22 protein-coding genes are annotated in these 23836 nt (G+C 58.5%); 9 read left to right on the top strand and 13 right to left on the bottom strand.

The window, feature by feature from the left end; genetic code table 11:
- The first annotated feature begins 12 nt into the window (after positions 1–12).
- Positions 13–2307 (top strand): molybdopterin-dependent oxidoreductase, encoded by a 2295-nt coding sequence (locus FPL19_RS10000; RefSeq protein WP_150912278.1) that lies wholly within the window; start codon positions 13–15, stop codon positions 2305–2307.
- Positions 2308–2358: 51 nt separating this feature from the next.
- Entirely contained in the window at positions 2359–2814 is a 456-nt protein-coding gene (locus FPL19_RS09995; protein ID WP_150912277.1) for a DUF2489 domain-containing protein, read from the top strand.
- Between the two features lies 1 nt (position 2815).
- Here the strand turns inward: FPL19_RS09995 and FPL19_RS09990 are convergent, their stop codons facing one another.
- The 3 genes from FPL19_RS09990 to FPL19_RS09980 form a co-directional block, all read right to left on the bottom strand.
- The gene (locus FPL19_RS09990; protein ID WP_150912276.1) at positions 2816–4183 is read right to left on the bottom strand and encodes an aminoacyl-tRNA deacylase and HDOD domain-containing protein; all 1368 of its coding nucleotides are present in this window, start codon (positions 4181–4183) and stop codon (positions 2816–2818) included.
- Positions 4184–4266: 83 nt separating this feature from the next.
- On the bottom strand, positions 4267–6342 hold the full coding sequence (gene recG / locus FPL19_RS09985; protein ID WP_150912275.1) for an ATP-dependent DNA helicase RecG: 2076 nt from the start codon (positions 6340–6342) through the stop codon (positions 4267–4269).
- Positions 6343–6350: 8 nt separating this feature from the next.
- A complete protein-coding gene (locus tag FPL19_RS09980) occupies positions 6351–7313 on the bottom strand; it encodes a hydrogen peroxide-inducible genes activator (protein ID WP_150912274.1) in 963 nt (320 codons plus the stop codon).
- Between the two features lie 49 nt (positions 7314–7362).
- Here FPL19_RS09980 and FPL19_RS09975 point away from each other — a divergent pair, with 49 nt between their 5' ends.
- Positions 7363–8244 (top strand): NAD-dependent epimerase/dehydratase family protein, encoded by an 882-nt coding sequence (locus tag FPL19_RS09975; protein ID WP_150912273.1) that lies wholly within the window; start codon positions 7363–7365, stop codon positions 8242–8244.
- 51 nt (positions 8245–8295) lie between these two features.
- Here FPL19_RS09975 and FPL19_RS09970 read toward each other — a convergent pair whose 3' ends face one another.
- The 5 genes from FPL19_RS09970 to FPL19_RS09950 all read right to left on the bottom strand — a co-directional run bounded on the left by FPL19_RS09970 (position 8296) and on the right by FPL19_RS09950 (position 12972).
- A complete protein-coding gene (locus tag FPL19_RS09970; RefSeq protein WP_150912272.1) occupies positions 8296–8682 on the bottom strand; it encodes a RidA family protein in 387 nt (128 codons plus the stop codon).
- A gap of 101 nt (positions 8683–8783) precedes the next feature.
- Positions 8784–10913 carry a RelA/SpoT family protein gene (locus tag FPL19_RS09965; protein WP_150912271.1) on the bottom strand — a complete coding sequence of 710 codons (2130 nt, stop codon included), beginning with the start codon at positions 10911–10913 and terminating at the stop codon, positions 8784–8786.
- Positions 10914–11094: 181 nt separating this feature from the next.
- On the bottom strand, positions 11095–11307 hold the full coding sequence (gene rpoZ, locus FPL19_RS09960; protein WP_150912270.1) for a DNA-directed RNA polymerase subunit omega: 213 nt from the start codon (positions 11305–11307) through the stop codon (positions 11095–11097).
- A gap of 91 nt (positions 11308–11398) precedes the next feature.
- On the bottom strand, positions 11399–12031 hold the full coding sequence (gene gmk / locus FPL19_RS09955; RefSeq protein WP_150912269.1) for a guanylate kinase: 633 nt from the start codon (positions 12029–12031) through the stop codon (positions 11399–11401).
- Between the two features lie 77 nt (positions 12032–12108).
- Complete coding sequence (locus tag FPL19_RS09950) at positions 12109–12972, bottom strand: YicC/YloC family endoribonuclease (protein ID WP_150912268.1); 864 nt, start codon at positions 12970–12972, stop codon at positions 12109–12111.
- Positions 12973–13142: 170 nt separating this feature from the next.
- Here FPL19_RS09950 and rph point away from each other — a divergent pair, with 170 nt between their 5' ends.
- Positions 13143–13859 carry a ribonuclease PH gene (gene rph, locus FPL19_RS09945; protein ID WP_150912267.1) on the top strand — a complete coding sequence of 239 codons (717 nt, stop codon included), beginning with the start codon at positions 13143–13145 and terminating at the stop codon, positions 13857–13859.
- An 81-nt stretch (positions 13860–13940) separates the two neighbouring features.
- On the opposite strand, the gene FPL19_RS09940 is transcribed toward rph, so the two are convergent.
- The gene (locus tag FPL19_RS09940) at positions 13941–14747 is read right to left on the bottom strand and encodes an exodeoxyribonuclease III (protein ID WP_150912266.1); all 807 of its coding nucleotides are present in this window, start codon (positions 14745–14747) and stop codon (positions 13941–13943) included.
- 81 nt (positions 14748–14828) lie between these two features.
- On the opposite strand from FPL19_RS09940, the gene pyrE reads away from it, so the two are divergent.
- Both pyrE and FPL19_RS09930 read left to right on the top strand, forming a co-directional pair.
- Entirely contained in the window at positions 14829–15467 is a 639-nt protein-coding gene (gene pyrE / locus FPL19_RS09935) for an orotate phosphoribosyltransferase (protein ID WP_150912265.1), read from the top strand.
- 79 nt (positions 15468–15546) lie between these two features.
- Positions 15547–16200: a DUF4124 domain-containing protein gene (locus FPL19_RS09930; RefSeq protein WP_150912264.1), complete on the top strand. Its 654-nt coding sequence runs from the start codon at positions 15547–15549 to the stop codon at positions 16198–16200.
- 61 nt (positions 16201–16261) lie between these two features.
- Here FPL19_RS09930 and FPL19_RS09925 read toward each other — a convergent pair whose 3' ends face one another.
- Entirely contained in the window at positions 16262–16675 is a 414-nt protein-coding gene (locus FPL19_RS09925; RefSeq protein ID WP_150912263.1) for a hypothetical protein, read from the bottom strand.
- A gap of 306 nt (positions 16676–16981) precedes the next feature.
- On the opposite strand from FPL19_RS09925, the gene FPL19_RS09920 reads away from it, so the two are divergent.
- Positions 16982–17368, top strand: a complete 387-nt coding sequence (locus FPL19_RS09920; RefSeq protein ID WP_150912262.1) for a fibronectin type III domain-containing protein — start codon at positions 16982–16984, stop codon at positions 17366–17368.
- A gap of 3 nt (positions 17369–17371) precedes the next feature.
- Here FPL19_RS09920 and FPL19_RS09915 read toward each other — a convergent pair whose 3' ends face one another.
- Entirely contained in the window at positions 17372–17722 is a 351-nt protein-coding gene (locus FPL19_RS09915) for a DUF2782 domain-containing protein (RefSeq protein WP_150912261.1), read from the bottom strand.
- A gap of 87 nt (positions 17723–17809) precedes the next feature.
- On the opposite strand from FPL19_RS09915, the gene polA reads away from it, so the two are divergent.
- Positions 17810–20554: a DNA polymerase I gene (gene polA / locus FPL19_RS09910; protein WP_150912260.1), complete on the top strand. Its 2745-nt coding sequence runs from the start codon at positions 17810–17812 to the stop codon at positions 20552–20554.
- A 230-nt stretch (positions 20555–20784) separates the two neighbouring features.
- A complete protein-coding gene (locus tag FPL19_RS09905) occupies positions 20785–21162 on the top strand; it encodes a hypothetical protein (protein ID WP_150912259.1) in 378 nt (125 codons plus the stop codon).
- Between the two features lie 24 nt (positions 21163–21186).
- Here FPL19_RS09905 and FPL19_RS09900 read toward each other — a convergent pair whose 3' ends face one another.
- Together FPL19_RS09900 and FPL19_RS09895 are read right to left on the bottom strand one after the other, a co-directional pair.
- Entirely contained in the window at positions 21187–22575 is a 1389-nt protein-coding gene (locus FPL19_RS09900) for an OmpP1/FadL family transporter (RefSeq protein WP_191965246.1), read from the bottom strand.
- A 101-nt stretch (positions 22576–22676) separates the two neighbouring features.
- Positions 22677–23798, bottom strand: a complete 1122-nt coding sequence (locus FPL19_RS09895) for a PilT/PilU family type 4a pilus ATPase (RefSeq protein WP_150912258.1) — start codon at positions 23796–23798, stop codon at positions 22677–22679.
- Positions 23799–23836 lie beyond the last annotated feature (38 nt).

The following is a 23836-nucleotide window of genomic DNA, read 5'->3' as shown; positions in this document are numbered from 1 at the left end:
GAGAAAAGGCCCATGGAAAACGGCACCCACTTCCGCACCTGTCACCTTTGCGAAGCCATGTGTGGCGTTGCCATTGAGTTGGAAGACGGACAGATCCAGTCCATCAAGGGTGACCCGGATGACCCGCTCAGCCAGGGCTATATCTGCCCCAAGGCCACCGCCATGCAGGACCTGCATGAGGATCCGGAGCGCCTTCGCAAACCGGTCCGCCGAACCGCCGACGGCTGGCAGGAAATGGAATGGGACGAAGCCTTTGACCTGGTTGCAGACCGGCTCCATCGGATCCGCCAGGAGCACGGCCGCGACAGCATTGGAGCCTATCTGGGCAACCCCAATGTTCACAACCACGGCGCGCTGGTCGCCGGCATGCCGTTTCTGGGGGCGCTGGGCACAAAGAACCGTTTCTCTGCCACCTCCAATGACCAGCTGCCCCACATGCTGGCCAGCCTGGAAATGTTCGGCCACCAGGTGCTTTTCCCGATTCCGGACATTGACCGTACCGACCTGCTGATCTGTATTGGCGCCAATCCCATGGCCTCCAACGGTAGCCTGATGACGGTGCCGGATTTTCGCGGCCGGGTGAAAAGCCTGAAGGCACGCGGCGGCAAGCTGGTAGTGATTGACCCCCGACGTACCGAAACCGCGAAAATTGCCAGTGAGTTTCATTTTGTCCGGCCCGGCACCGATGCGCTGCTACTGATGGCGATGGTTTACACCCTGTTTGAAGAAAACCTGGTGGACCTGGGCCACGCCGAGAAATGGACCAAAGACGTGGACCTGATCCGGCTGGCCAGCCTTGGTTTCCGGCCCGAAGCGGTCAGCGACCACACCGGCCTTGCCGCTGACGACATCAGAAGCCTGGCCCGCCAACTGGCCACGACCCGCAAGGCCGCGCTATACAGCCGGATGGGCACCAGCACCCAGGCCTTTGGTGGCGTGGCGACCTGGCTGGCCTATGTGCTGAATATTCTGACCGGCAAGCTCGATACCACTGGCGGCGTGATGTTTACCCAGCCGGCGGTTGATCTGGTCACACTTGGCGCCATGGCGGGCCAGAAGGGGCATTTTGGTCGCCGTTATAGCCGGGTGAAAAAATTGCCCGAGTTCGGCGGTGAGTTTCCCTCCAGCACCATGGCCGATGAAATGCTCACCCCCGGCGAGGGCCAGATCCGGGCGTTTGTCACGATCGCCGGTAACCCGGTACTTTCCAGCCCCAACGGCGGCCGCCTGGACGAGGCCTTTGGCAATCTCGACTTTATGGTGTCGGTGGATTACTTCCTCAATGAAACCACCCGCCATGCGGATGTGATTCTGCCGCCCACGGCAGGCCTGGAACGCAGCCACTACGATCTTATCTTCAGCATGTTTGCGGTGCGCAATACCGCCAAGTACAGCCCGGCCTTGTTTGACGCCGGTCCCGACAGCCGTCACGACTGGCAGATTATGCTGGAACTGGCCCACCGCCTGGAGAAACGCCAGGCGGGTGGCAAGCTGCCCCTGCGAATGGAAACCGGCTGGCGCGCCTTCAAACAGATCGGCCCCGAGCCCATTCTGGACATGATGCTGCGTTCCGGCCCCTACGGTGCAGACATCGGGCCGGCCCGGGGACTGGTACAGCCCGCTATTGATCTGGTGATGGACATTCTGCCCATGGGTCATCCCGTGCGCGGGCTGGCCAAGCTGAGCCCCCTGAACCGTCACTGGCAGGACCTGCCCAAGGGGTTGTCGATACGTTCCCTGACCCAGTTACCCAACGGCGTTGACCTGGGCCCGCTTCGCCCCTGCCTGCCGGAGCGGCTTTTCACCGCTGATCGCAAGGTGAATCTGGCACCAAGGCGCTACCTGGGCGACCTTGACCGGCTACACGATCTGCTGGCACAGCCGGCCACCACCGACCTGTTGCTGATCGGCCGGCGGCATATGCGCAGCAACAATTCCTGGATGCACAACAGCCAGCGCCTGGTGAAAGGCAAGGAACGCTGCACCCTGATTATCAGCCCCAAGGACGCCGCGCGATCCGGCCTTCAGGACGGAGACTCTGCCCAGGTCAGCACGCCCACAGGAAAGATTGTGCTACCGGTGGAAATCACTGACGACATCATGCCCGGCGTGGTGTCCGTACCCCACGGCTGGGGCCATGACCGGGCCGGCATCGGTCAGTCCGTTGCCGCAGCCCACGCTGGCGCCAGCATTAACGACGTGATCAGTGACGGGGAGATTGATCCGTTGGTGGGCACGTCCGTACTCAATGGACAGGCAGTGCAGGTAAAGGTCTGGCGCGCAGACAGGCAACGCAAGCGCGCCTGACCTGGCTTCTCGATCCCAGCTCTGATTCTCACCCGAACCCGGAGACGTTTTATGCCCCAGTGGCTACAGTGGGCCCTGATTATTGGCGGCGTGGCGGCCATCGCCCTTCTGGCTGGCTTCATCTTGCGGCAGCTACGTGTGCTTCAGGCCAGTAAACGGCGCCAGGAAAAAACCGAAGCCTTCCAGAAGGAACGCCGTGCCAGCATGGTGGAAAGCCTTCAGGTACTGGCCATGGCCGTAGAAGCCGAACAGATGGAGTATTCAGAAGCTTGCCTGCGCATCAAGGGTCTGTTGGACCATGTCAGTCCGGACCTGCTTCAACAGCAGCCCTACCGGGTGTTCCAGGAGGTCCACGACCAGATCCAGCACATGCCGACCCACAAAGCCCGGCAGAACACCGAGACACGCTTTGTGGAGAAGATGGACAGGGAGCGGATGGCCATTGAAGAGGCCAACGCCGGCCGCATACGTGAGGCCGCCGTCGCCCTTCGCCAACTGGACCTGTAGGTTATTGCGGGTTCATCATGCCCGCCATGGCCATGACCACATCCTTGCTTTCCACCAGCTGATCAAACTGTTCCTCGACCTTCTCGCGGTCCAGCCCGAGCGACTCATAAAGCTCGGAGGGCACTTCCTGGCCCGCGCCGAGGGCAACACCACGCTCTATCAGCAGTTGACGTCCCAGCCACAGCAGCTTGGCATAAACGCTGTATGGCCCGTCGTAACCAGGGTTTTTCTGGTAGCGGATGGCCAGGTTCACCTCGTCCGGCATACCCCAGTTCTGCATCAGCTGTGAGGCGATCTGCTCGCGGCTGACACCCAGCAGGTAGTGCTCGATCAGGGACGAATCCATATGCGGATTCACCTCCAGGGTGCGGCACACCAGTTTGAAATGGGGAGGAAAGACCTGGGCCAGCACCAGATAACCGAAATTGTGCAGCAATCCCGCCAGATAGGAAAGACCAAAAACCGGACGCGCGCCCCGCGGCATCATACTCGACAGAATGCCAGAGGATTGGGCCTGCCAGATGGCCTGTTGCCAGTAATCCACATAGCCTTCCGGATGGTCCTGGGGCGTTTTCAGGGCGCGGCCAAGAGAAAGACCCATAGCGAGGTTCATCACCAGGTCGAAGCCCAGCACTCGGGACACCGCATCGTGAACTGACTTGACCTGGCCGGCCGCCGCATAAAATGACGACGACGCCCAGCTTACCACCTGGGCCGCAAGGCTCGGGTCGCTTTCCACTACGTCCACCAGATCCCCCATCACCGCATTGGGGTTCACCCGCAGATGAATAATCCGCTGTGCGGTTTCCGGCAGAGGTGGCAGTTCAAGGGTGTCTTCCAGGCGCTGCTGGATACGCAGGCTGGTAAATTTGCGGATAGCGGAATGAAACTGGGCCTGGTCATCTTCCGGACTGTTCAGATTGACCGTTATGGAGTCGGACGCCACGGAGAACGACTGCCGCTCGGCATGCTGTATCACCGACTGAAAATCCTCCCGGGGCATGACCATGCACAGGTTCTGATCAACCAGAGCCAGCGCCACTGAGGACATGGTGTCGACACGCTCATCCACCACCGTGCGCCAGCCGGTCAGGGACGGCAGCGGCGGCAGATCACTCAGCCCGGCTCTCTGTCTGGCCTTAGCCTGCTCTCGCTTGTTCATCATGCGAAGATCGCGGCCCAGCTTTTTGTTCAGAGCGTTGATATCCAGAAGGTCACTGTGGCGACAGATCGCCTGCAGACTACCCTGTTCATCGCTGAGGAGTACCATTCGCAACAGCTGTTCCTGCCTGGCCTGGCCCATGTCCCGGAGCGATACATCCGATACAGAGTCACCCAGTGCCTGCCTGACTGCGACAGGTAGTTCCATAATTCTCTCCCATAATCCATATAGAGTGTCGGTTGCGACAGCCTGAATGTTTCTAAGTATAGGGTAGAAAATACACCGCGACGTCAGACATCGCCATACCGTGTACGTTCTCCCAGCCATCGCCGTATCAGGCCATCCACCCGTTCCGGCTGGGTCAGCAGGCTCGGCGCCATGGCGCGAACGGGTTCAATCCAGCCTTTATCCCGCTCGAAATCCGCCAACCGGAACTGCATCATGCCGGTCTGACGGGTGCCAAGAACCTCCCCCGGGCCCCGGATTTCCAGGTCTTTCTCGGCTATGACAAACCCATCCTGGCTGTCCCGCAGGGCTTGCAGGCGGGCCTTTCCGTTCTGGGACAGGGGCGGGTGATACATCAGCACACAGAAACTGGCTTCCTCACCCCGCCCGACGCGACCCCGCAACTGGTGCAGCTGGGCCAGCCCCAGGCGCTCGGGGTTTTCAATGATGATCAGGGAGGCGTTAGGTACATCAACCCCTACTTCGATCACGGTTGTGGCCACCAGCAGGTCCAGCTCCCCTTCCTTGAAACGCTCCATCATCTGCGCTTTCTCGGCGGCCTTCAGTCGACCATGAATCAGGCCCACTTTGAGATCCGGTAGGCGGGCCGACAGCTCCTCAGCGGTGGCTTCCGCCGCCTGGCATTGCAGCGCCTCGGATTCCTCGATCAGGGTGCACACCCAGTAGGCCTGACGACCAGCCCGGCAGGCCTGGCGGACCCGGTCGGTGACGTCATCGCGTCGGCTGTCGGGAATCACAATGGTTTCAATGGGTTTGCGTCCTGGCGGCAGCTCATCGATCACCGACGTATCCAGATCAGCGTAGGCGCTCATGGCCAGGGTTCGGGGAATGGGCGTGGCGGTCATAATCAGCTGATGAGGCGCCAGGGTTCCGCCAACGCCCTTTTCCCGCAGGGCAAGCCGCTGATGAACCCCGAACCGGTGCTGTTCGTCCACAATGACCAGGGCCAGGCGGCTGAAGTTGACGTCGTCCTGGAACAGCGCATGGGTGCCGATTACCACGGCCGCTTCACCGCTGCCCACATCGGCCAGCGCGGCTTCACGGGCTTTACCTTTCACCTTGCCGGACAGCCAGGCAAGCCTTATTCCCAGCGGTTCGAGCCAGCCCCGGAAATTCTGGTAATGCTGCTCTGCCAGGATCTCCGTCGGTGCCATCAACGCCACCTGGGCGCCGGCGCCTATAGTCTGCAGTGCCGCCAGCGCAGCGACGACCGTCTTGCCGGAACCCACATCCCCCTGCACAAGGCGCAACATCGGTACTGGCTGGCTCAGATCCTGACGGATCTCGCTCATCACCTGTCGCTGGGCGCCAGTCAGGCGAAAAGGAAGACCATCCAGAAAGCGCTCGGGCAGATCGCCGGTCGGCAGCAGTGGCAACGCTTCCCGGGCTTGAATCTGCTGACGGACCTTCAGCAGGCTCAGTTGATGAGCCAGCAACTCCTCCATCACCAGCCGTTGCTGGGCCGGATGGCGGCCCTCCATCAGCAAGTGGACCGGTGCGTTCGCGGGGGGCGAATGCACCAGCTCAACCGCTTCGGAAATGCCCGGCAACTGGTACTGTTCCATAATATTGGAAGGCAGCCAGTCGTGAATGGGATATCGCCGGAGGTAAGTCAGCGCCTGCTGACACAATGAGCGCACCCGGGGCTGCTGAATGCCCTCGGTCAGCGGATAAACCGGTGTCAGTGTGGCTTGTCCCTGCGCGGGCATGGGCGGCGGGTTGACCTGATATTCCGGATGATAGAATTCGTAGCCGGCGCGACCGGGTCGGACCTCGCCGAAACAGCGAACCCGGGCGCCTTCGGACAGCTGGTTTTTCTGGGCGGCGTTAAAGTGGAAAAACCGCATCACCAGAAATCCGCTGCTGTCTTTGAGCGTGACCTGCAGGCTGCGTCGCCGGCCCATGACCAGGTCGGCTTTCATGACTTCGCCTTCCACCACGCCCACGTCACCGATCCGCAGCTGCCCCATCGGGATGACGTGGGTGCGATCTTCATACCGGTGCGGCAGATGGAACAGCAAATCCTGCAGCGAATGGATGCCCAGCTTCCCCAGCGTTTCCGCCAGGGCCTTGCCCACGCCCTTAAGAACCGTTACCTCAATGTCGCCCAGTGACGTCATGCGCCGGCTCAGGACGCGACGGCGGCGGCTTTGTCGAGCCTGGCCTTTTCGATGACCCGGCACTGGCTGGCCGCCAGCGACAATACATCTATGGCCTTGGGACGGGGGAAGGTGACCCGCCAGGCCAGTGCCACCGTCCGATAGGGTACGGGCGCGGCAAAGGGTCTGACTGCCAGAATGTCCTCGTCGTATTGCATGGCGGTGGCAGCAGACAAGGGCAACACGGTAATGCCCAGACCGGAGGCCACCATATGACGGATGGTCTCCAGGGAACTGCCTTCAGTGACCAGCGATGGCGCCTTGGCGTTGTTTGCGGTCGGTCGGCTGACCGCCTCAACCAGAGGCGGACAGGATTCCAGCACCTGGTCGCGGAAACAGTGCCCGGGGCCCAGTAGCAACAGCTGTTCCTGTGCCAGTTGCTCCGCCGTCAGGCTCTCGTGGCTGGTGAGGTGATGGCCGCCGGGCAGCAGCACCACAAAGGGTTCATCATAGAGCGGCAGTGTTACCACCTCCGGCTCTTCGAACGGCAGGGCAATGATGATGGCGTCCAGTTCTGACTGACGCAGCTTCTGGCGCAGGGTAGCGGTGTAGTTTTCCTCGATATAGAGCGGCATATCCGGCGCACCGCGACGCAGTTCCGGCAACAGATGCGGAAACAGATAGGGGCCGATGGTGTAGATGGCGCCTACTTTCAGGGGGGCGTTCAGTTGGTTCTTGCCGTCCTGCGCCATATCCTTGATCAGGCCCACCTGATCCAGAACCCGCTGGGACTGCTCGATAATCCGCTTGCCGGTTTCGGTGACGCGGATGCTGTTCTTGCTGCGCTCGAACAGGGGAATCCCCAGTTCGTCTTCCAGCTTTTTCACTGCCACGCTGAGGGTCGGCTGGCTGACGTGACAGCGCTCGGCCGCACGTCCAAAATGCCTTTCGCGGGCCAGGGTAACAACGTATCGTAACTCGGTAAGAGTCATGGTGGGCTCCGGTAATTTATTATCCAAAGCATAAGGATTGAGTTTGCCTATGGCAATCACTGAAGACAAACAATTGCCACGTATTCTTGTGGCTGGCTGCGGCAATCTGGGCGGCGCCATCGCGTCTGAGCTCGCCCGGGACTTCCAGGTGTTCGGCCTGCGCCGCAACCCCGACCGGGTTCCGCAAGACGTTCATCCGGTAAAGGCAGATCTGCTTGAACGCGACACGCTTGCATCGGCATTGCCGGACAACCTGGATATCGTTATCTATTGCCTGACGCCCTCACAATACGATGAAACCGGATACCGGAACGCCTTTGTGGAGGGTCTGAACAACCTGATGCAGGAACTTGAAGGCCAAACGCCTCTGACGCGTCTGTTTTTCATTAGCAGCAGCAGCGTGTATTCACAGGACGACGACTCCTGGGTGGATGAATCCAGCCCGACCGAGCCGGCGCGATTCAGTGGCGAGATTATCCTGGAAGGGGAACAGCTGGCCCTTAATGGCAGACACCCCGCCACCGTGGTGCGCTTTAGTGGCATTTACGGCCCTTCCCGCAAACGCTTTCTCAGCGCGGTTATGAAGGGCGAGATGGACCCTGAGCATCCCGCCCCCTACAGCAACCGTATTCACGAAGAGGATGCTGCAGCCGCCATCGACCACCTAACCCGATTGGCACTGGCGGAAAAGCCCCTGGAGGCCTGCTATCTGGCCAGTGACTGCAAGCCAGCCCGACTGGATGAGGTGGTGGCCTGGGTGCGTGACCAGATACCGTGCAAATCCCCGGATCCGGACGCCCGGAAAGGCGGCCGCGCCGGTAGCAAGCGTTGCAACAATCAGCGCCTTCTGGACACCGGCTTCAGCTTCCGCTATCCGGATTACCGCACGGGTTATGGCGAGATGATTGCGCGGGAAAAACAGCAGGCATGAAAAAAGCGGCCCGCGGGCCGCTTTTTTGCGTCTGAACCTGCAACTCCGGCTCTAGCTCAGAACCATCACCGCTTCCATCTCCACCGGCACACCCTTGGGCAGGGCGGCAACGCCGACGGCGGCGCGTGCGGGGTACGGCTCCTGGAAGTAAGTCGCCATGATTTCGTTGACCGTGGCGAAATTACTCAGGTCGGTCATGTAGATATTGAGCTTCACGATGTCTTTCAGCTCACCACCACTGGCCTCACACACAGCTTTCAGGTTCTCGAAGACCTGACGGGTTTTCGCCGCAAAATCACCGGACACCACTTCCATGGTTTGTGGGACCAGGGGAATCTGGCCCGACAGATAAACCGTATCGCCCGCCTTAACAGCCTGGGAGTAGGTACCAATGGCCTGCGGTGCATTTTCAGTCTGAATTACGGATTTATTGGTCATGAACTTTCTGTTCCCTCTCTCAAAACGCCAATCGTCACCCTCCGGCACCCAACCTGTCAACAGCCAGCCGGGCGCCGGAGCCGAAGGCGGTCACAGCCTTGTCAGTTACGCACCCGGTTGATGTGAGTCACCGCCTTGATATTGCGGATTCGGCGCATCACCCGCGCCAGATGCCGACGTCCGTGAACGTGCACAACCAGGCTTACAATGCCCAGCCGTGCGTTCTGCTCTTCCACATTGATCCGCTCTATGTTGCCGTCTGCGACGGCGACGGCGTTGGCCAGTTCGGCAATCACCCCGCGTTGGCGCTCGAGCTCTACCCTCAGCTCGACAGAAAACTCGTCCGCAATGTCCTTGGCCCATTTGAGCTGGGTCAGGTTGGCCCTTGCTTCGTCGTCATCCGGCAATCTTGAGCAGGTATCTGAGTGGATCACCATGCCCTTGCCGGAATCCATCACACCCACAACCGGGTCGCCGGGAATCGGCTTACAGCAGTTGGCAAACCGCACCAGCAGGCCTTCAGTGCCGCGAATGGTGACCGAGCCGTGTTCTTTGGTACTGACATCGCTCTGGCCGCTTTCATCAGCACCACTGACCAGTTGCCGCGCCACCAGGTAGGCCATACGGTTACCCAGGCCAATATCGCTGACCAGATCATCAAAGCTGTCGACCTGATTGTGCCGGACAACCGCGTCAATCTGGGCTTCACCGATGTCGGATAGGTTGGCCCCGAACCCCTTGAGTGATTTCTTGAGCAGCGTGCGACCCAGTTCCAGCGATTCGGCCCGGCGCTGATTCTTGAGTACGTGGCGAATGCTGCTGCGAGCCTTGCCGGTCGTAACAAAGCTGAGCCAGGCCGGGTTGGGCCGGGCACCGGGAGCAGTAATGATTTCCACGGTCTGACCACTTTGCAGAGTCTGGCTCAGGGACCCGAGATTCCGGTTGATCCGGCAGGCCACGCAGGCATTGCCGATATCGGTGTGGATCGAGTAGGCAAAATCCACCGGCGTCGCCCCCCGGGGCAGCTCCATGATTCGGCCCTTGGGAGTAAACACGTAGATTTCATCCGGGAACAGGTCGACCTTGACGTGTTCGATGAATTCCAGGGAATCGTCCGCCCGCTCCCGCATTTCCATCAGCCCCTTGACCCACTGGTCCACCCGGGTCTGATTGGCGGTGGTCACATTGGAGGGCTCGTTCTTGTACATCCAGTGGGCCGCGATGCCATTGTTGGCAATGTGCTCCATTTCCTCGGTGCGGATCTGGATTTCGATGTTCACGTGCATGCCGAACAGGGTGGTATGCAGGGACTGGTAGCCGTTGGCCTTGGGCATGGCGATGTAATCCTTGAATCGCCCGGGCAGCGGCTTGTAGAGGCTGTGGACGGCACCAAGGATGCGGTAACAGTCGTCTTCCGTGTCGGTGATGATGCGGAAGGCGTATACGTCCATGATTTCGTGAAAGGATTTGTGCTTGAACTTCATCTTGTTGTAGATGCTGTTCAGATGCTTCTCGCGCCCCTGAATACGGCCGGGAAGGCCCCGTTCTTCCAGCTTTTCCTGGAGCTTGCCCCGAATGTCCTCAATGATTTCCCGGTGGCTGCCGCGCAGTTTGGCCACAGCTTTGGAAATGTACTTCGAGCGCATCGGGTAAAGAGAGGAAAAGCCCAGGTCCTCAAGCTCGGTACAGATTGAATGCATGCCCAGGCGGTTGGCAATCGGGGCGTAGATATCCAGGGTCTCGTTGGCGATGCGCTGGCGTTTTTCGTAGGGCATGGGGCCCAGGGTGCGCATGTTGTGCAGTCGGTCGGCCAGTTTCACCAGAATCACGCGTATATCTCTGGCCATGGCCAGGGTCATCTTCTGGAAGTTTTCCGCCTGGGCTTCCGCGCGGGAACGGAATTCAATCTGAGTGAGCTTGCTTACCCCGTCCACCAGTTCCGCCACATCTTCGCCGAACTGCTCCGCCAGGGCGTCTTTGGGGATGCCGGTATCTTCAATTACATCGTGGAGCATGGCTGCCATCAGGCTCTGATGGTCCAGCCTGAGGCTGGCAAGGATATGGGCAACGGCCAGTGGGTGGGTAATGTAACGGTCACCGCTACGGCGCATCTGGCCTTCGTGGGCTTGTTCCGCATAATAGTAGGCGCGTCGCACCTGATTGATGCGATTGGAATCAAGATAGGTGCTCAGTTCACTGGCCAGCACCTCTACCGTCGCCTCTGCGGACACCGCGCCTCCGTCTATCGCCGTTTACAGCCTTTTTCCAGGGACAAAAAAACCCGAATGCGAGCATTCGGGTCCATCCGACGTCTTTGCGCTGAATGTTTGCAGCGCATTTCTGACGTACTCTCTATCTACACTATAAAAGCGGTGTGACAGATTTCAATGCTTTACTGGATAAACTTGCGGCTTATTCGTCGTCATCCTCGGCGAGGAGCTCACGACCGATCTTGCCTTCGGCGATTTCGCGCAACGCAATAACTGTCGGCTTGTCGTTTTCTTCCGGCACCAGAGGCTCGAAACCCTTGGTAGCGATCTGACGGGCGCGTTTGGTGGCCAGCATCACCAGCTGAAAGCGGTTATCAACGTGTTCCAGACAATCTTCAACAGTAACTCGTGCCATAACATCCCCGATATTCAAAAAAGAGCGGAATTCACCAGACCGCGTAGTTTAATGCCGTGAGGCCAATTTGTATACAGCTATTACCAGGTCTTCAGTGGCGTTCAGACAGCCGTATAAGCAGCCCGGAATGCCGCACCTGCTGGGCCTGTATGCGCAGACGGTGACAGCGGACGATAGCCAGCAGATCATCCAGCGCTGTGGTGAAATCATCGTTGACCACCAGATAGTCGAACTCCAGCGCATGACTGCACTCGTCTGCCGCCTCGTTCAGGCGCCGCTCAACCACTTCCGGCGAATCAGTTCCACGCCCGGTCAACCGTTCCCGCAGGGTTTCCGGCGAGGGCGGCACCACGAAAATGCCGACACAGCCGGGCATCAGCCGGCGCACCTGCTCCGCACCCTGCCAATCGATCTCAAGTATGACGTCCTCGCCCTGGGCAAGACGCTCCTGCACCCAAACCTGGGAAGTGCCATAGTAGTTACCGAAAACGGCCGCGTGCTCGAGAAATTCATCGCGACCTATCATCGCCTCGAATTCCTCACGGCTCACAAAGTGATAGTTAACCCCGTCCTGCTCACCGGTGCGCATGGGACGGGTGGTGTGGGATACGGAAACACCGAGTTTCGGATCCTGCCGGAGCATTTCCGCCACCAGACTGGTTTTCCCTGCGCCGGAGGGAGCAGATATGACGTAGAGAGTGCCGTGTTCTGTCGCGTAATTCATTGGCTATGATCGCCTTCCGCAAAACCTGAAAGGGCAGGATTATAGGGTCTTTGAACCCGGGCCGCATCCCGCAGGTTCTATTCGACGTTCTGGACCTGCTCTCGCATCTGCTCGATCAGCACCTTCAGATCCACGGCGGCACGGGTTACCCGGGCGTCAATGCTCTTGCTGCTCAGGGTGTTGGCTTCACGGTTCAGTTCCTGCATTAGAAAATCCAGCTTGCGACCGATGGCCTCATCGCTCTGAAACACATGGGTAACCTCCTGGATGTGTGCGTCCAGGCGATCCAGCTCTTCTGCCACATCCGATTTTTGCGCCAGCATCACCATTTCCTGGGCCAGACGGTCGGGATCAAGCTCTACTCTCGCCTGGGCAAACCGGTTTCGCAGGGTTTCTTCCTGAGCTTGCAGAAGCGTCGGCATCAATTTGCGAACGTCGGCCACCAGAGTCGCCATGGTTTCCAGCCGCTCGTCGAACAGCGGCCGCAGGCGCTCGCCTTCTCGCTCACGCACCGAAACAAGCTCTGAGACGGTTTCGGCAAACAGCCCGTCAGCGGCTTTCTTCGCGCTGCTGTAATCCTGCTCGGCAGATGCCAAAACCCCGGGCCAGCGCAGTACATCCAGGGCACTCAGATGGGCCGGGTTGTCGAGCATGCGGTTGATATGATTGGCCGCGTCATTCACCGCCTTGGCCATGGACTCGTCGATCTCCAGGCGCGGCCTGGTTTCGGTGGACTGGAACCGCAGGGCCACATCCACTTTGCCCCGTCGAAGTTGAGTTCGCAGCTGCTCTCGGAAGCGGTTCTCCAGTTCGCGAAGCGCTTCAGGCAGACGAAAAGAAGGCTCCAGGTACCGGTGATTGACCGTGCGGATTTCACAGGTGAGAACGCCCCAGTCGCCTTGGGTGTCCCGACGGGCAAAGGCCGTCATACTTCGAATCATAAAATGCCCCTCAGTGAGGACCCGGCTTGGGTGGCAGATTGTCTCACCAGTCTATCAGAACACCCTATCAGAACACCCGGGGCTGCCGCGTGTTATACTCCCTGCCCTTTCAGTTTGGCAAAAGACCGGGCAGCTGTCCCGGACACTCACTCGCATTATCAGGATTCACTATGAGACCGAGCGGAAGAACGCCGGAACAACCCCGCGATATCCGAATCACCCGCCAATTCACCCGCCATGCCGAGGGCTCGGTGCTGGTGGAATTTGGCGACACCAAGGTCATTTGCACCGCATCCGTGGAAAACAAGGTCCCACCGTTTTTGCGCGGCCAGGGCCAGGGCTGGATCACCGCCGAATACGGCATGCTGCCCCGCTCTACCGGCAGCCGCATGGGCCGCGAAGCCGCCCGCGGCAAGCAGGGTGGCCGCACCGTGGAAATCCAGCGCCTGATCGGCCGCTCACTGCGCGCAGCGGTCGACCTGAAAGCCCTGGGCGAGCATTCCATCACCATCGACTGTGACGTTATTCAGGCCGACGGTGGCACCCGCACAGCGGCGATTACCGGCGGCTGCGTGGCGCTGGTGGATGCACTGAATTTTCTGGTGAAAGAAGGTCGGCTGAAAAAGTCGCCGCTGAAACAGATGATTGCTGCGTTCTCGGTGGGTGTCTACAAAGGCACGCCGGTTCTGGATCTGGATTATCCGGAAGACTCAGAGGCCGAAACGGACATGAACGTCATCATGACCGATCAAGGCGGCTTCATTGAGATTCAGGGAACTGCGGAAGGTGCGCCGTTTGAGCAGGAAGAGCTGGATGGGATGCTGAAGCTGGCGAAACTTGGTATTAACCAGTTGTTTGAAGCCCAGAAGGCGGCGTTATCTGTCTGAGGTGCCTCGGTGTCGCGTGTTCGGAGGGGAATTCTTCTCCGGGCACGCTACAAGCACATCCATGTGCGCTCGACTCCAAACCTAAAGCCCGATTTCGATGTCGTAATCCATAATCACCGGCGCGTGGTCGGAGAACCGGGTTGAATCATCAATCCAGCCGTCCAGGACAGTTTTGCGAATGCCCGGCGTCAGCAGCTGGTAGTCCACCCGAATACCCGCCTTTTTCCGTGAGCCCTCGGCCTGCTCCGGCCACCAGGTGAACTGGTTGCTCTGCTTGTTCAGGTCGCGAAATGCATCCACACAGCCCATTTCATCAAACAAACGGTCCAGCCATGCCCTTTCATGGGGCAGGAATCCGGAAAAATCGAGTTTGTGATAGAGCGGGCTGGCATCGGTTACGTGATGGGCGGTCTGCAGGTTGGCACCGAAGATGAATTGCCGGCGTTTGCGCAGGGTTTTCTGCATATGAAGCCCAAAAGACTCCATGAACTCGTCCTTGTGATCCAGCACCGTCAGATCGTCGCTGCCGGTAAGCTCGTCTTCCCGGCCCAGGGCGCAGGGAGCCAGCACCGAAGCCACAGACACCTTGTCAAAATCCGCCTGGATGAAACGGCCCTCACGGTCTGCCTGCTCGCTGGCGAAGCCATACATAATGGCCTTGGGGAAGTGGCGGGTGTAGATGCCGACGCCGCCGTCCTCGTTGTGCTCGCCGTCGATAAAGTAGGCTTCATAGCCCTCAGGGATGAGGTTGAAATCCTCAATTTCATAGGCGCGCATGCGGTGATCCTGAACGCAGACCACGTCGGCATCCTGCCGGGCCAGCCATTCAAAGAAACCCTTTTCAACGGCCTGCGCGAGGCCATTGACGCTTATTGTTACGACGCGCATACGTGTTCCCTGATCCGGTTTGTGTGTATCATACTGTTTTTACGCTTCAATTAAAGTTCCAGACCCGCCAGAAACCTTGCCATGCATGACTATCAGCAGAAATTCATTGAGTTTGCCATTCGCCGGGATGCCCTGCGCTTCGGGGAATTTACGCTCAAATCCGGCCGCACCAGCCCTTACTTTTTCAACGCCGGCTTGTTCAATACCGGCGAGGACCTGCTGGAACTAAGCAAAGCCTATGCCGCAGCCCTCGAACGCAGCGAGCTAAATTATGACATTATTTTCGGGCCAGCCTATAAGGGCATTCCCTTGGCGACGGTGACCGCCATGGCACTTGCCTCAAACGGGATCAACAAACCCTTTGCTTTCAACCGCAAGGAAAAGAAAGACCACGGTGAGGGCGGCAATATTGTTGGCGCGCCTCTGCAGGGCAATGTCCTGATTGTTGACGACGTTATCACTGCAGGCACCGCTATCCGCGAATCCATGGATCTGATAAAAAGCGCCGGCGCCCGCCCTGCCGGCGTGCTGATCGCCCTTGATCGCCAGGAACGGGGCGCCGGTGAACTGTCTGCCATTCAGGAAGTACAGGACACTTTTGGCATTCCGGTCGTCAGCATTATCAAACTCGATCAGGTTCTTGACTACCTCAATAACCGCCCAGGCTTCGAAGACCATGCCGCCAGCGTGGCGAGCTATCGGCAAAAATACGGCATCTGACCGGCCCACATGGCATATTGCGCCGGTTTTGGTATGCTTCCCTGAGCATCATTCGTTGACCAGAGCGTGACATCACACCATGAATCATCTGATCCGGCCTGCCATCATTGCCTCTACCCTGGCCCTGCTGCTCTCCGCCGCGACCGTTTCCGCAGCAATGTACCGCTACAAGGATGAGAACGGCCAGGTCGTGATCAGCAACACTATCCCCCAGGAAGCTTCGAAGCGGGGTTACGATATCCTGAGTAGCGATGGCCGGGTCATCGATACGGTTGCGCCTGCCCCAACCGAGGAAGAACTTGCCGAGCGAGCCGCCGAGAAGCGCCGCCAGGAAGCCCGGGCACGCCGGATGGAACAGGACCGCAAGCTGCTGGAACGGTACAGTAATCCGGACCAGGCTGTGCGGGCCATGCACCGCAAGATTCTGGAACTCCGGGGCCTTTCGCAACTCAAGCAGGGCAACATATCAGTTATCGAAAACCAACTGGACGCCGAGCAGGCCAGGGCTGCAGACCTTGAACGTGCCGGCCGCGATATTCCGGAAGCAACCCTTAAGAAAATCCGCCGCCTTGAAGCCGATATCCGCGAAATAGAGCAGGAAATCAACGCTCAGAGAGCCGAGATCGAAGCGGTGAAACGCCAGTTTCTGGAAGACATCAAGCGCCTCGAAGTCATCACCGATCAACAGCGCACCGTTCCCCTGGAAGTCCCGTCGGATAAACCGTCCAAATAAAACAACCCGTCATTAAAAAGGCCGCCCGGAGGCGGCCTTTTAACAACCCGAATCAGACCTATCAGGCAGATGCGGTAGTTGTGGTCTTCTTGGCGGTGCTGGTCTTGCGTGCCGCCGTTTTCTTGGCAGTGGTACCGCCGGCTACTTTGCTCTTGGTGGACTGAGCAGCGCTGGTTACTTCGTCAGCGGCGTCAGCCACACCTTCAGAGGCTTCCTTCTCGAGGCGAGCTACCAGGTCACCGGCAAAGCTGCCGAAACGGGTGTTCAGGCTGCGCAGCTGCTCGAACAGGTTTTCGCTGTAGCCGTAGTAACGGGTACGCAGTGTCTTGACACTGTACTCACGAGCTTCGCTTTCGAGCTTCTCAGCATACTCAAACGGCTTGGAAGCCAGTTTCTTCTGCTGCTCTTCAGCGGCGTTGATGCCTTTTTCAACGATTTCCTGAAGCTGTTCCTGATATGTTTTGAGCTTACCCATAGTCTTTCTCCTTAATGGTTTCGATGCGTGCTTGCTAACTTTAAATCTGCATCATGTCGGCCGGATTTATCAGGCCGTTCTATGACTTCACCTCTTCACAGTAAGCTCAAAAATTAGAATGATCATACTAACTAGAAAAAAATTTTTATCGGTGAACAACTTTTAACGAACCCCCGCTTGATGATTCCCGACCAGACGGCATAATGCGTGCGGTGAAAACGCGTGTCCGTCTACCTGCATTATTCCGGCTTCACTTTCTGATACACACGCACTTTGATCTGCGTGCAACTCACAGCGAGAGTAATCATGACAGGTAGACCCGACCGATCATCGGCAATGCGGTTCATCAGCCTATGTGCACTTCTACCACTGCTGATGAGCAGCGGCTGCCAGGAAGTCAGCGGGACGAGCCAGCCCCTGACGACCAGCGACCGGCCGACATTAAGGTGGGAAGCGCCAGCCACACGGGAAGATGGTTCCCGGCTTTACAGCAGTGATATCAAGGAATACCGCATCTATTACCGGCTGCGGCATCACGATACCTTCAAGGCGATTCCACTTCCGGTTGAGAAAGGAACCGCCTTTACCCTGACCCGTTTCAAACCGGGAGCTTACGAGTTCAGTGTTACCGCCGTGGATGACCAGGGTCGGGAAAGTCGTCGCTCGGACGGCGTCGCCGTCGATCTTATCTGACGGTTACCAGCGGAACAGCACCCAGCTTGGCACCAGCAGCTCGGTTTCAGTTTCCCGAATCCATCCGCCGCCGTCAGCCGGCACCAGATAATAGGCAGGCCCAACGTCGGGGACGACCTTTATCTCAACCAGCTCGCCGTTGACCCGGTATTCATAAAACACCTCTTTTCCGTCTCCCGGACGGATGACGATCTGGGCTTCCGAACCCGGTGGCTGGTAATCGGACACCACCACCGGCTCTTTTGGTGCCTCGCCGGTATTGTCCGAAGACATGTCAGTTTCCTCCTGGCCGACGGCCGAAACCGCAAACAGGCCGAGAGTCAGTGCGCAGCAGGCGATCAATTCTGGTTTCATGATACCCTCTGATCCGAAAGGTTCTACATACCCAAAGACTTGCACAAGCCAACCCATGCTTCAATCACAATCCGGGTCCGTTTTGACATGACACAGAATAAGACTCCGCCGGTGGTTCTGGTAGATGGTTCATCCTACCTGTTCCGTGCCTATCACGCGCTGCCCCCCCTGATGACCAGCAAGAGCCAGCCAACAGGCGCCATCAAGGGCGTTATCAGCATGATCCGCAAGCTGGAGCAGGACTTTCCCGGCTCGAAAATGGTGGTGGTTTTTGACGCAAAGGGTAAGACCTTCCGCCACGATCTGTATGAAGAATACAAGGCCAATCGCCCTCCCATGCCAGAGGACCTGGGTGTCCAGATCAAACCAATACACGAGATCGTGCGTGCCATGGGCCTGCCGCTGCTGATTGTTGATGAAGTGGAGGCCGATGATGTGATCGGCACCCTGGCCAACGAAGCGACCAGCAAAGGCATCGACGTGGTGATTTCCACCGGCGACAAGGACATGGCGCAACTGGTCAGCGACCATGTAACCCTGATCAACACCATGACTGACACCCGGATGGATCGGGAAGGCGTGGTGGAGAAGTTCGGTGTCAAACCCGAGCAGATTATCGACTATCTGGCTCTGGTGGGCGACAAGGTCGACAACATACCCGGCGTCAACAAGTGCGGCCCAAAAACCGCCGTCAAATGGTTGCAGACCTGGAACAGCCTCGACGAAGTGATCGAGCATGCGGATGAGGTGAAGGGAAAGATCGGAGAATACCTGCGCGAAGCCATTGATAGCCTGCCCTTGAGCTATGAATTGGCCACCATACGCACGGATGTGAAGCTGGATTTCGGCCTGGAAGACCTGCAACTTCGCCAACAGGACGACACCGAACTGCTGGAACTGTTCCGCGAATACGAATTCCGCTCCTGGATCAACGAACTGGAAAACGGTAACGGCCAGACTAAGGCCAGTTCCCAACAGACGGACCAGCCAGCCGCGGGACAGCCATCCACAGCCAAAACGGAAAAAAACTACAGTGTCATTACCGATAGTGAAACACTGAACCAATGGATCGAGCGCCTGAAGAACGCATCGCTGTTTGCCTTTGACACCGAAACTACCAGCCTGCGCTATATGGAAGCCCGGGTAGTCGGCGTTTCCTTTGCCATTGAGCCGGGCGAAGCCGCTTACGTGCCTTTCGGTCACGACTACATGGGGGCTCCGGAACAGCTTGAACCTGACTACGTGCTGGGCCTGTTGAAGCCACTACTTGAAGATCCGAAGCTGGCCAAGCTGGGGCAGAACCTGAAATACGACAAGAACGTGCTGGCCAATCACGACATTGACCTTCAGGGCATTGCCGAAGACACCATGCTGGAATCCTATGTACTCAATTCCGTGGCTTCACGCCACAACATGGACGCGCTGGCGCAGGAATACCTGGGCGAGCAGACGATTTCCTTCGAATCCATCGCCGGCAAAGGCGCAAAACAGCTCACCTTCAACCAGATTGACCTGGAACAGGCCGGGCCCTACGCCGCAGAGGATGCCGACATCACCCTGCGACTGCACCACGTCCTGCGCCCCCGACTGGCGGAAACCGGCAAGCTGAAAGACGTCTACGAGAAGATCGACCTGCCGCTGGTGCCGGTGCTGTCACGCATGGAACAGCGAGGCGCCATGATCAGCGCCAGCACCCTGCGCCAACATAGCCAGGAACTGGCGGAGCGGATGGCAGAGCTGGAGAAGGAAGCGCACGAGGAAGCCGGTGAAGCGTTCAATCTGGGCTCACCCAAGCAGCTGCAGGCCATTTTCTACGACAAAATGGGGCTTCCGGTCATCAAGAAAACCCCGAAAGGCGCGCCTTCAACGGCAGAACCTGTGCTGCAGGAACTGGCCCACGACCATCGGCTGCCCCACCTGATTCTGGAACACCGCAGCCTGAGCAAGCTTAAATCCACCTACACCGATACCCTGCCGGAACTGATTCATCATCGCACCGGGCGGATTCATACGTCTTATCATCAGGCGGTAACCGCCACAGGGCGCCTGTCGTCCTCGGAGCCCAACCTGCAGAACATCCCCGTGCGCACCGAGCAGGGCCGGCGCATTCGTCAGGCCTTTATTGCGCCGGAAGGCTGCAAGCTGGTTGCCGCGGACTATTCGCAGATCGAGCTCCGTATCATGGCACACCTGTCGGGAGACAAGGGCCTGCTGAAGGCTTTCGAGAAAGGCGAGGATATTCACAAGGCGACGGCGGCCGAAGTTTTCGGCGTCAGCGTCAACGAGGTTTCTGCCGATCAGCGCCGCAGTGCCAAAGCCATCAACTTCGGGCTGATCTACGGTATGTCCGCCTTTGGCCTGTCGCGCCAGCTGGATGTCGGGCGAAACCAGGCGCAGGAATACATTGACCGCTATTTCGAACGCTACCCCGGCGTTCTTAAATACATGGACCGCATCCGCAAACAGGCCCACGACGACGGCTACGTTGAAACCCTGTTCGGTCGGCGTCTATACCTGCCAGAGATCAATGCCCGCAACAAGCAACTGCAACAAGGCGCGGAGCGAACCGCCATCAACGCCCCGATGCAGGGTAGTGCCGCCGACATCATCAAACTGGCGATGCTTGATGTCGAGCAATGGCTGATGACGAACCATGCCGATGATGCGCGCATGGTCATGCAGGTGCACGATGAACTGGTACTGGAAGTGAGGGAAAGCGCCCTGGACACCATCTGCGCTGGGCTGGAATCAAGAATGTCCGCCGCAGCCAGCCTTGATGTACCACTGCTGGTGGAGACCGGGGTGGGCAATAACTGGGACGAGGCGCACTGAATACTGGCGATCCAGGCCTTCTGTGCGCCAAAATCGTGCCTTCCCGGTAGCGGGATGGCACTACCTTCATCACCCCTTATCACCCGCAACACCCCGGAACCCCGCCATTGGCGGCGTTTCCTGCCCTCAAGCGGTAGGCGGCATGGATTTCGCAGCATAAACCCGGTCGGCTCCCGACCCACCGGGCTCTGGAGCCAGGTTGTGACATCCCCACTATCGAGGCACCCACCATGTCCACTATGGCATCCGAACGCAGTTGGCTGCTGAACCCTGGCCTGTTGAAGCTGGTGCACCAGTGTCGCCGGCTGATTCAGTCGGAATTCGGAGTCAAACTGCATCTCACAGAAGACAAACTGGAATATCGGCTGGCGGAATACGCCAGTAAAACCCGATCATCCCATCTGATGCGAACCTGGGAAACGCTCAAGCCTCAGATCCCGAACCTCGAGCTTGAAATGCCCCCGGCAGAGGACGCGGCTGGATCGGAAGGAAAAAAACCGAAAAGGATGTACCGGGGGCAGCCCATCGCCGATGAACCGAGCCATGGTGACGAGGCCATGGCCCAGCGGAAGAAAATCATTTACCGGGGCCAGGTTGTTGAGCAATAACCGGTGCCTGCCGCTTCGGGCTGATCAGAACTTCCTGCTCAGCTGGAACGCAGCGCCCCAGGCATCCAGCTCGTACTCTCCCTGCAGACGGGCCGCACCGGGCGTCGGCTCATTCTCGTAGGTGTACTCCTGCTCATCCACTGTCGGGTCGTCGATGATCAGGTAACCGGCCGCCAGATCCACCGTCCAGCCTGATGGGGCGTGGGCATACTGGCCGCCCAGCGTCAGCCAGTGGCGGTCCTCTGAAGGCACCCGGGCGGTGCGATACTGATCATTGATCGGCGACTCATCAAAGGCGTAACCGGCCCGCAGCTTGACTGCTGGTGTCGCCTGCCAGGAAACGCCCGTGGCCGCCGACCAGGTATCTCGCCACTGCTCCGGCACATGGCCGATCACGCCGGGTTCGCCATACTTGTTTTCACCAAGAAACGAAATGGTTTCGTTCGGTGTGCCGGCATTGGCCTGAGTGCTAACCACGTCCAGAGACTCGAACCGACTCCAGCGGGTCCAGGTGGCACTGGCCAGCAGGGTAACGTCGTCCGCCACCTGATGGCTGACGGCAAAGTTGAGCTGTTCGGGGATATCCAACGTCACTATGGCATTTTCGGTCAGCGTTTTGGTCATACCTGTAGGTGTGCCGCCCGGTCCAAATATCGGCGCATTCGTCAGCCGTGCGTCCCCTTCCAGCTTCAGTTCAGTCGCCGTGCGGTAAACAATGCCCAAACGGGTCGTCTCAGCCGGTTTGAACTGCATGCCCAAGGTATAGTTAACAGCGACATCATCACCTTCGACTTCAAAATAACCATCCTGTGGAAGCCCCGCCGAACGAAAATCCTGGAACTTGCTCAGGGTTCCCTCGCCATAGAGGACGTTGACGCTGGCCCCCAGCGAGAAGAAGCCATCGTTGCTGGTGGCGGCGAATGAGGGGCTGATGCTCAGTACCTGAAGATCCGTTTCATCCGCGAAGAAGCGGCCAACGAAGTCGTTATCGTAATCCGCTGATAACCCGTAAGGCGCGTTCACACCCAGGCCTACCGCGACGGCGTCATTCACTTCATGGGTCATGTATAGGTTGGGCACCACCGCCGTGGGCACAAAATCACCGCCATCACCGCCGGATACCGGGTTCCCGTTATCCCGGACGGCACTGCCCTCAAAATCACCGGTAATAGTCAGCACCGCTGCACCAAAAGACAGGTTCGTGCCTTCCAGCTCGGTCATACCGGCGGGGTTGAAATAGACGGTGGAGGCATTCTCGGGGTTGGCCGCGGCGCCGGCGTTGGCAACGCCGGATGCACTTGCGCCCTGCTCATTGAGGCCGTAGCCGCCAGCAAGAACACTGGCGGGCGCCACGGCCATCAGAGCAGGCAGGAAACAGGTCCTGATTACGGAATAGTCGTTTTTTGGCTGCATAAATCCCCCTTTCTGTAATTGGGGGCAGTGATAGCAGCACGAATCCTGAACTTCAACTGACAAGGCCACCGATTCAGGATGCTAACTAATTGAATACGTTGTCAATCATCCTGAATAGACAACTTGTCGACGCTTGAAGACAGCTTATCGGCTCCGTGTGCATCTGCGCCCAGTTTGATCATCAGTCGCAGGTCGTTCGCGGAATCCGCGTGTGCCAATGCATCTTCGTACGTGATTGATCCTTCAGCGTAGAGGTCATAGAGGGCCTGATCAAATGTCTGCATGCCCGACTCGCGGGATTTGGACATCAGTTCCTTGAGGCGGTGCACCTCACCCTTGCGGATCAGGTCGGACACCAGCGGGGTGTTGATCAGCACCTCGATAACCGCTTTACGCCCCTGCCCGTCCGGGGTGGGCACCAGCTGCTGGGCCACAATGGCCTTGAGGTTTAGGGACAGGTCCATCCAGATCTGATTGTGCTGTTCCGGCGGGAAAAACTGGATAATCCGGTCCAGCGCCTGGTTGGCATTGTTGGCGTGCAGGGTGGCCAGACACAGGTGACCGGTTTCGGCGAACTGTACCGAGTATTCCATGGTCTGGCGGGTACGCACCTCACCAATCAGGATCACGTCCGGCGCCTGTCGCAGGGTGTTCTTCAGCGCCACTTCAAAGCTTTCCGTGTCGATGCCCACTTCCCGCTGGGTAACGATGCAGCCCTGGTGCTGGTGAACAAATTCGATAGGGTCTTCGATGGAAATAATGTGGCCACGGCTGTTGCGGTTGCGGTGCCCAAGCATGGCTGCCAGGGAGGTAGACTTACCGGTACCGGTGGCGCCCACGAACATGATCAGCCCGCGCTTGGTCATCGCCAGGTCTTTGACCACTTCCGGCAGCGACAGTTCGTCGATCTGGGGAATCTTCACCTCGATCCGTCGCAGGACCATGCCGCACAGGTTACGCTGGAAAAACGCGCTGACCCGGAAACGACCAATGCCCCGGGCGCTGATGGCAAAGTTGCACTCGTGGCTCTCCTCGAACTCACGCTGCTGTTTGTCGTTCATCGAGCCGTACACGAAATCCCGGGTCTGCTCCGGCGTCAGCGCACTCTTTGTGACTGGCAACACCTTTCCGTTCACTTTCATGGAAGGCGGCACACCGGCAGTAATAAACAGATCCGAACCGCCCTTCTCGACCATCAAACGCAGTAACTTATCAAAATCCATATTGCCACCTGTTCTTTTGTTCTCAGCGTGCCCCGGAG

The sequence above is a fragment of the Marinobacter halotolerans genome (assembly GCF_008795985.1).
Classification (GTDB): Bacteria; Pseudomonadota; Gammaproteobacteria; order Pseudomonadales; family Oleiphilaceae; genus Marinobacter; species Marinobacter halotolerans.
The sequence above is the reverse complement of the archived record's forward strand: the minus strand, read 5'-3'. Positions and strand labels throughout refer to the sequence as shown.